This window comes from Zavarzinia sp., from assembly GCF_049306435.1.
Classification (GTDB): domain Bacteria; phylum Pseudomonadota; class Alphaproteobacteria; order Zavarziniales; family Zavarziniaceae; genus Zavarzinia.
In genome coordinates this window covers 1-8,231 of the sequence record NZ_JBAQRT010000098.1, presented here as the reverse complement: position 1 = coordinate 8,231, position 8,231 = coordinate 1, and the positions used below count along the sequence as shown (strand labels likewise).

Sequence of the window (8,231 nt, the reverse complement as noted above, 5' to 3'; positions counted from 1 at the left end):
GCCTTACGGCGCCTGATCACCCTGCACGGCCGCCAGGCGGCCGAGGACCGCGCCCTGCTGGCGGGCGACGCCGCGCTGGCGGCGCGGATATCCGCCCTCGATGTGCCCGAATTCCCGCTGAAGGGCGGCGATCTTCTGGCCCTTGGCCTCGCACCCGGCCCCGTGGTCAGCCGGATGATGAAGGATCTCCTCGACTGGTGGCTGGCGCAAGACCCGCCGCCCGGGCGCGAGGCCTGCCTCGGCGAGGCGAGGCGCCGGCTCGGCGTCTAGGTGGTCTGCACCCGGCGCAGGGGGGCCATGGTGGCGGGGGACGGCCCCCTTCGGTATGGTGGCGTTTCGGATTTCCACAGGGCGTGTCATGCATTTTTCTTCGAGGGTCGAGCGGCTGGGGGGCAAGGGCTCCACCGCCTGGGGCATTCATTTCCGTGGTGTCGAAGCCCAGCGCCGGGGCGAAGAGGTCATCCTGCTGTCGGTCGGCGATCCCGATTTCGACTCGGCCCCCAACATCAATGCCGCCCTGAAAGCCTCGCTCGACGCAGGGGATACCCATTACGGCGATATCCCGGGCGACCCCCGCTTGCGTGCCGCCATCGCCAGGTATCACACCCGCCTGACCGGGCAGGAGGTCGAGGCGGAAAACGTCGTCGTCATCGCCGGGGCGCAATCGGCCATGTTCGCGGCGGCCCAGGTCCTGCTCGGCCCCGGGGATGCGGTGATCGTGCCCTCGCCCCGCTATGTCACCTATGAAGCGCTGATCGGCGCCGCCGGCGGCACCATCGTCGATGTGCCGCTTTATCCCGAGCGGGGCTTCCACCTCGATCCGGCCGACCTCGAGAAGGCGGCGGCCCAGCCGGGCGTCCGGGGCCTGATGCTGACGACGCCGAACAATCCGACCGGCGCGGTCATGACCCGCGAGGAAATCGAGGCCGTGGCCGATGTCGCGAAGCGCCGCGACCTCTGGGTCCTGACCGACGAGGTCTATGCCAGCCTTGCCCACGAGCGGCCGCACATCAGCCCGGCCAGCCTGCCCGGCATGGCCGAGCGGGCGATCACCGTGTGCAGCCTGTCGAAATCCCATGCCATGACCGGCTTTCGCATCGGCTGGGCGGTCGGCCCCCGGGATTTCGTCGAGCATTACTGCCGGCTCGTCCTCTGCATGATCTATTCCTGCCCGCCCTTCATCCAGGCGGCGGCGCTCGAGGCGATCGAGGGCGACCAGACGGCGCAGAAACGCATGAAGGAAGCCTATCGCGCACGCGGCCGCCTCGTCTTCGAGCGGCTGGGGCAGAGCCCCCATCTGTCGTGCCACCGGCCCGAAGGCGGCATGTTCGTCATGGTCGACGTCCGCCGCACCGGCCTGTCCGCCGAGGCATTCGCCAACGGCCTCTTCGAGGAAGAGCGGGTGACGACCCTGGTCGGCGACGCCTTCGGCCCGGAAGCCGGCGGGCACCTCCGCCTCTCCATGACCTATGACCTGCCGGTCATGGAAGACGCCTGCAACCGCATCCTGCGCTTCGCCGACCGCCACGCGAAACGCTGACGCACCGTAACCACGGGGCCCTATCCGGCGCGACGAGTTCTTTTGTCATTCCGGTTTCCCCACCCCCCTGTCGTCACTCCGGCGAAGGCCGGAGTCTTGGGACGATAGAGGTGTCTCGACCGGCACAAGGTCCCGGCCTTCGCCGGGACGACGGGGTACTCTCCAAGATACCACAAGAATTACACGGGCGCGTAGTCGGCCCGGCAGTTCGGGGTTTCGTGGACGGTGACGCGGGTCAGCATCGCCTTTTCGTCGCTGCGCCTTGTGATGGCGGGGGCGAGGCGCTCGAACCAGTGGCGGGCGAGGCCTTCCGCCGTCGGCGGGAAGGGCACGACATAGAGCTTCTGGCCAAGGCGGCTATCGCTGGTCGCGGCGAAGCCTTGCGCGCGGACGGTGGCGGCCAGGGCGGCGTGCCATTCATCGCCATTCCGGCCCTCGGGCACGAAAAGCCCGAGCAGGGCGCGGTCGGCGAGATCGGCGATCAGCCCGTGGTCGCAGGGCGTGTCGATCAGCGTCATCATCTCGTCCTTCAGGAAGCCGAAGTCGAGCACCATGCCGGCCTGTTCGCCCTGATCCTGCAAGTCGCCGGCGACCGGCCGGCAGCTGGCCTCGATCACATAGCGGTGACCATGCAGGTGCCGGCATTTCGAGCCGTGGCTGGCGATACGGTGCCCGGCGTCGATGGCGATCTGCCGGGTGATGACGAAATCCATGAAGAATGCCTGTCCTGTTCAGCGCCCCGTGCGCCATTTCGTCCAGCCGGTGGCGCGTAAGTCGCAGGCGGGACATCGGCCGCAGCCCCGGCCCCAGGGATGTTCCACCTGCCGCTCGCCCTTGTAGCAACTGTGGGTTTCCGCCCGGACCAGCTCGACGAGGGCCGGGCCGCCCAGCTGTTCGGTCAGGGCCCAGGTCCGCGCCTTGTCGATCCACATCAGCGGCGTGTCGACGACGAAGCGCCGGTCCATACCGAGGTTCAGCGCGACCTGCAAGGCTTTCAGCGTATCGTCCCGGCAATCGGGGTAGCCGGAATAATCGGTCTCGCACATGCCGCCGACGAGATGGCGCAGGCCCCGACGCCAGGCGATGGTCGCGGCGAAGGTGAAGAACAGCAGGTTGCGCCCGGGCACGAAGGTATTGGGCAGACCATCGGCCTGCAGGCGGATCTCGTCGTCGCGGGTCAGGGCGGTTTCGCTGATCGCGCCGAGAATGCCGAGATCGAGCAGATGATCCTCGCCCAGGCGGTCCCGCCACCGCGGGAAATCCTCGGCAAGACGGCGGCGCACGGTCTGCCGGCACTCAAGCTCGATGCTGTGGCGCTGGCCGTAATCGAAGCCGATGGTCTCCACCGTCTCGAAACGGTCGAGCGCCCAGGCGAGGCAAACCGTCGAATCCTGACCGCCCGAAAACAGGACCAGGGCTTTTTCCGTCATGGGGCGATCTCCGGGGTTCAGGGAATGCCGATCAGCTTGTGGGTTTGCAGGCTGAGGCGCCAGCGCGGATGGCGCCGGCAATAGTCGGTGGCGGCGGCGATGTTGCGCGTCTGGTCGGGGCCGTCCATCGGTTGCAGGAAATAATGGCGGAAGGCATTGCCGCTGGCGGGTTTCAGAATCTCTTCCACCGCCTCCGGCATCAGGCCGTCCTGGGGGAAGACCAGCTTCAATTCGTCGCCCCGGCGCAGGGACCAGTTGGCGCCGGCCTTGGGGCTGACGCAGATCCAGTCGATGCCGGAAGGCGGCCGCGTGGTGCCGTTGGTTTCGACCGCGATCTCGAAACCGCGCCCGTGCATCGCCTCGATCAATTCCTCGTCGAGCTGCAACAGGGGCTCGCCCCCGGTGAAGACGACATAGCGATAGGCCCGTTCCTCGCCCCAGCAGGCTTCGATCGCCGTCGCCAGGGCTTCAGCGTCAGGGAACTTGCCGCCGCCGTCGCCATCGGTGCCGACGAAATCCGTGTCGCAGAAGCGGCAGGTCGCTTCCGCCCGGTCGGCTTCCCGCCCGGACCACAGATTGCAGCCGGCGAAGCGGCAGAACACGGCGGCGCGGCCGGCCTGCGCGCCTTCGCCCTGCAGGGTCGGAAACAGTTCCTTGACGGCATAGGGCATGGCGGCTCCGCGCGGGATCGAGGGCCAAGGGTTTAGCTGCTTGTCGCCTGCGTGCGCAAGGCTGGCCTGCCCACGCCCCCCTTTCCAAGCGGAAGGTCGGCGGTCATAGTGCCCGGCTCGATCGAGGAGAGGTTCGATGACGGCAGCGGCCGGATGGGTGAAGGGACAGACGGCGTTGCCCACGGGCAGCGGGCGCGGCGTCATGGCCGAAGCCCGGGCGCTGATCGCCCTCGGCCTGCCGCTGGCCCTCGGCCAGCTGGCGGGCGTCGCCATGCTGACGACCGACACCATCATGCTGGGCCGGGTCGGTCCGGGGGCGCTGGCCGCCGCCGCCCTCGGCTTTTCCGTCATCATCGTGCCGATGATGTTCCTGATCGGCCTCGCGCAAGGGGCCGTGCCCCTGATGGCCTATGCCGTCGGGGCGAAGCGCCATCACATGCGCGAGGTGCGCCGCATCGTCCGGCAGACCTTCTGGGCGACCGGTTTCGTCTGCCTGCCGGTGATCGCGCTTCTGTGGAACATCGGCATTCTCCTTCGCCTGATCGGTCAGGAAGAGACGCTGGCGGCGGAGACCGAGCGCTATGTCCGCGCCGTCTCGCCCATCCTGCTGACCGGCACCTGGTATGTCGTGCTGCGCAATTTCATGGCGACCTACGACCGGCCGCGCGCCGCCCTCGTCATCGCCATGCTGCAGGTGCCGGTGAACGGCATTTTCATCTATGCCCTGATCTTCGGCCATTTCGGCCTGCCGGCGCTGGGTGTCGTCGGTGCCGGCCTCGGCTCGGTCGCCTCGGGCCTGCTGGCGCTGATCGCGCTGGTCGTCTTCATCCTGCTGGATCGTCGCTTCCGGCGCTTTCGCCTGCTCGGCCGCTTCTGGCGGGCCGATGGTCAGAAGCTGATGGAGGTCGTTCGTCTCGGCACGCCGATCGGCCTCACCATCACCTTCGAGGTCCTGCTGTTCTCGGGCGCGGCGCAGCTGATGGGGCTGATCGGGCCGCTGGCGCTCGCCGCCCATCAGATCGCGATCCAGATCGCCTCGGTCACCTTCATGTTCGCGCTGGGCATCGGCCAGGCGGGGGCGATCCGTATCGGCATCGCCACCGGCAGCCGCGACGCCGCCGCCATCGGCCGCACCGGCTGGACGGCGCTGGTGCTCGGTTGCGGCTTCATGGGGGCGATGGCGCTCGTGATGCTGCTCTGGCGCGAGGATCTGGCCGGCCTGTTCCTGGCCGACCGGACCACGGCCGACAATGCGGCGGTTTTCGCCTATGCCAGCGGTTTCCTCGTCCTCGCCGCCCTGTTCCAGGTGGTCGACGCGGCGCAGGTGGTCGCCGTCAATCTGCTGCGCGGCTTGCAGGATGCGCGGGTGCCGATGATCTACGCCATGCTGTGCTACTGGGGGCTCGGCTTCACCCTGTCCTGGGCGCTGGCCTTTCCCTTCGGCCTGGGTGGCGACGGTATCTGGTGGGGCTTCGTCCTCGCCATCGGCTCCTTCGCGGTGCTGATGGTCCGGCGTTTCGCCAGCCGGCGCCGCATCCCCGCCTACCGCGACCTGATCGAGGTGGCGTGATGGCCAAGGTGCGGCTGGATCAGCTTCTGGTCGATCGCGGCCTGGTCGAGAGCCGGGCGAAGGCGCAGGCCGTCATCATGGCCGGCCTCGTCTTCACCGGCACCAGGCGCCTCGACAAGGCGGGTGACAAGGTGGCCGAGGATATTCCCCTCGACGTCAAGGGCCAGCCGCACCCCTGGGTCTCGCGCGGGGGGCTGAAGCTGGAAAAGGGCCTCGATACTTTCGCCATCGATCCCACGGGCTTCGTCGCCATCGACGTCGGCGCCTCCACCGGGGGCTTCACCGACGTGCTGCTGACGCGCGGGGCCGCCCATGTCTATGCCGTCGACGTCGGCCACGGCCAGCTGGCGTGGAAACTGCGGACCGACGAGCGCGTCACCGTGCTGGAGCGGACAAATGCCCGCAATCTGGATACGGAGATCATCCCGCAGCCGGCCGATATCGTCGTTTGCGACGCCAGTTTCATCGGTCTTGAGACCGTGCTGCCGGCGGCGCTCGAACTGACGAAGCCGGGGGCCTATCTCGTCGCGCTGATCAAGCCGCAGTTCGAGGTCGGCCGCGGCCGGGTCGGCAAGGGCGGCGTGGTGCGCGAACCCGAGCTGCACCAGGAGGTTTGCGACCGGATCGCTGCCTGGCTGGCGGGCCGGCCCGGCTGGCGCGTGCTCGGTATCACCGAAAGCCCGATCAAGGGGCCGGAGGGCAATGTGGAATTCCTGATCGGGGCGAAGCGCGATGCCTGAAATGATCGAAGCCCGGGTGATCCGCCTCGGCGCGCAAGGGGACGGCGTGATCGAGGGGCCGAAGGGCCCGCTCCATGTCCCCTTCGCCCTGCCGGGAGAACTGGTCCGGGTGACGCCCGAGGGCAAGTCGGCCGTTCTCGACGCGGTGATCGAGCCGTCGCCCGGCCGGGTTCAGCCCGTCTGCGCCGTCTTCGGGCGCTGCGGCGGCTGCCAGTTGCAGCATCTGGCGCCGGAGGCCATCGCCGCCTTCAAGCGCGAGGCCATTCGCACGGCGCTGGCCCATCGGGGCTTCGACGATGTCGAGATCCTGCCGACGAAATCCCTGCCCCCGGGCGAGAGGCGGCGGGTGAAATTCGCCGTGCTGCGCGTCGGCAAGCGGATATTCTTCGGCTTTCACGAGCGCCGCGCCCATCGCCTCGTCGATATCGAGACCTGCCCGGCGATCCTGCCCGGCCTGTCTCGGCTGATCGCGCCCTTGCGCGCGCTCGCCCATCGCCTGGCCTTCGAGGCTGCGACGGTGACCCTGCTGCCCGGCGGGACCGATCTCGCCCTCGACGGGGCCAAGATCCGTCTCGACCTCGCCGCGCGGGAAGCCCTGGCGGAATTCTCCAACACCCATGATGTCGCGCGGATCACGGTGGCGGGCGAAACCGTGCTGGAGCGGGGGGCACCGAATCTGTCCTTTGGCGGGACGCTGGTGGCGCCGCCGCCGGCCGGTTTCCTGCAGCCTTCGGCCGCGGGCGAAGCGGCTTTGGTCGAGGCCGTGCTGGCGCGGCTGGGCGAGGGGCATCGCCGGGCCATCGATCTCTTCGCCGGCTGCGGCACCTTCAGCCTGCCGCTGGCGAAACTGATGCCGGTCATCGCCTATGAGGGCGACGCGGCGGCGGTCGCCGCGCTTGGCCGGGGCTGGCGCCAGGGCCGGGGCCTGAAGCATGTCGAGGCGACGCGCCGCGATCTCTATCGCCGGCCGGTCGAGGCGGTGGAATTCGACGCGGGCGATGTCGTCGTGATCGATCCGCCGCGCGAAGGCGCCGAGGCGCAGGTGCGCACCCTGGCGGACAGTCCGGTGCGCCGGATCATTGCCGTCTCGTGCAGCCCGGCCAGTTTCGCCCGCGACGCCCGCATCCTGGCGGAGGCCGGTTTCCGGCTGGGGCCCGTGCTGCCGGTCGACCAGTTCGCCTGGTCGTCCCATGTCGAACTGGTCTCCCATTTCGAGCGATAGCACGCTGGCAATCCGCCCGATTTTCGACACTCTTGGCCCCGAGATTCGGCAAGGGGCTTGCCGAGCCTGACTGTCCTCGCGAAAGGTATCCGGTGGTCCTGCCTCTGCACGATGGTTTGCCGACCCGCAGGCGACCGCTGGTCAACAACACGATGATGATCCTCTGCGCCGGCATCTGGCTGGTGCAGCAGTCGCTCGGTCATGTCGAGCTGGATGCCCTGCGCTATGGTTTCGTGCCCTACTTCCTGTTCCACGGACTGCCGGCCGATTACGATATTGGCGCCGTGCCCTCGGCGGCCTCGCTGCTGTCCTATGCCTTCCTGCATGGCGACATCTGGCACCTCGGGGGCAATCTCCTGTTCCTCTGGATTTTCGGCAACAATGTCGAGGATGCGCTGGGCCATCTGCCCTATCTCGCCTTCTACCTGTTCTGCGCGGCGATGGCGGCGCTCGGCGAGGGGCTGGTCGATCCCTTGTCCAAGGCGCCGCTGATCGGCGCCTCAGGGGCGATTTCGGGCGTGCTCGGCGCTTATCTGATGCTGTATCCGCGCCAGCCGGTGGTCGTCCTCATCGGCTTCTTCCCGGTGCCGGTGCCGGCTTTCGTCGCCATCGGTTTCTGGTTCGTGTTCCAGCTGGTCGATGGCCTGTCGGGCGCGGCCAGCGCGGAACAGATCGCCTGGGTCGCCCATATCGGCGGCTTCCTGGTCGGCATCGCGTTGATCCGGCCCTTCCGCGACCGGCTGCGTCCCCGGCCCGGGCCATGGGGCTGAGAGCCGCCGGATCTCCAAAAGGTCTCCGGGCCGTCAGTTGCTGCCGTAGAGCCGGTCAGTCGGGGCCCAGCCGGCGCTGCCGCCGCTGTTGGCGACCAGTTGCCAGCCGGACTGGCTGTCGAGAATGACGAGGCGCTGGCGCCCGGCGGGCAGGCGGCCGATGACGGCGCATTGGTCGCGGCCGCAGCGGCGCAGCGCGATGCCGTCGCCATCCAGATTGACCACCCGCACCGGGGCATCCGCCCGCTCGGGGCTGCGCATGGCGTCGGGCAGGCGGGCCAGCTGGAC

At 68.7% G+C, this 8,231-nt stretch carries 9 protein-coding genes and 1 pseudogene; 6 read left to right on the top strand and 4 right to left on the bottom strand.

Going from position 1 to position 8,231, the window contains the following annotated elements:
* Positions 1-270: pseudogene (locus tag WAZ62_RS05110) on the top strand (hypothetical protein); the annotation flags it as partial.
* Between the two features lie 88 nt (positions 271-358).
* A complete protein-coding gene (locus WAZ62_RS05105) occupies positions 359-1,540 on the top strand; it encodes a pyridoxal phosphate-dependent aminotransferase (RefSeq protein WP_422642442.1) in 1,182 nt (393 codons plus the stop codon).
* A 179-nt stretch (positions 1,541-1,719) separates the two neighbouring features.
* Here the strand turns inward: WAZ62_RS05105 and WAZ62_RS05100 are convergent, their stop codons facing one another.
* From WAZ62_RS05100 to queE, 3 genes are read right to left on the bottom strand one after another with little or no spacing between them, the layout of a single operon-like run.
* A complete protein-coding gene (locus tag WAZ62_RS05100) occupies positions 1,720-2,253 on the bottom strand; it encodes a 6-pyruvoyl trahydropterin synthase family protein (protein ID WP_422642441.1) in 534 nt (177 codons plus the stop codon).
* An 18-nt stretch (positions 2,254-2,271) separates the two neighbouring features.
* Positions 2,272-2,970 carry a 7-cyano-7-deazaguanine synthase QueC gene (queC, locus tag WAZ62_RS05095; RefSeq protein WP_422642440.1) on the bottom strand — a complete coding sequence of 233 codons (699 nt, stop codon included), beginning with the start codon at positions 2,968-2,970 and terminating at the stop codon, positions 2,272-2,274.
* 17 nt (positions 2,971-2,987) lie between these two features.
* Positions 2,988-3,641 carry a 7-carboxy-7-deazaguanine synthase gene (queE, locus tag WAZ62_RS05090; RefSeq protein WP_422642439.1) on the bottom strand — a complete coding sequence of 218 codons (654 nt, stop codon included), beginning with the start codon at positions 3,639-3,641 and terminating at the stop codon, positions 2,988-2,990.
* A gap of 136 nt (positions 3,642-3,777) precedes the next feature.
* On the opposite strand from queE, the gene WAZ62_RS05085 reads away from it, so the two are divergent.
* The 4 genes from WAZ62_RS05085 to WAZ62_RS05070 all read left to right on the top strand — a co-directional run bounded on the left by WAZ62_RS05085 (position 3,778) and on the right by WAZ62_RS05070 (position 7,943).
* Entirely contained in the window at positions 3,778-5,211 is a 1,434-nt protein-coding gene (locus WAZ62_RS05085; protein ID WP_422642438.1) for an MATE family efflux transporter, read from the top strand.
* Complete coding sequence (locus WAZ62_RS05080) at positions 5,211-5,951, top strand: TlyA family RNA methyltransferase (RefSeq protein WP_422642437.1); 741 nt, start codon at positions 5,211-5,213, stop codon at positions 5,949-5,951. The genes WAZ62_RS05085 and WAZ62_RS05080 overlap by 1 nt, the downstream gene beginning before the upstream one ends.
* Entirely contained in the window at positions 5,944-7,173 is a 1,230-nt protein-coding gene (locus WAZ62_RS05075) for a class I SAM-dependent RNA methyltransferase (RefSeq protein WP_422642436.1), read from the top strand. Before WAZ62_RS05080 ends, WAZ62_RS05075 begins: the two co-directional genes overlap by 8 nt.
* A gap of 92 nt (positions 7,174-7,265) precedes the next feature.
* Complete coding sequence (locus tag WAZ62_RS05070) at positions 7,266-7,943, top strand: rhomboid family intramembrane serine protease (RefSeq protein WP_422642435.1); 678 nt, start codon at positions 7,266-7,268, stop codon at positions 7,941-7,943.
* 33 nt (positions 7,944-7,976) lie between these two features.
* Here WAZ62_RS05070 and WAZ62_RS05065 read toward each other — a convergent pair.
* Positions 7,977-8,231, bottom strand: a 255-nt coding sequence (locus WAZ62_RS05065) for an SH3 domain-containing protein (protein WP_422642434.1), incomplete at its 5' end; no start/stop codon positions are given.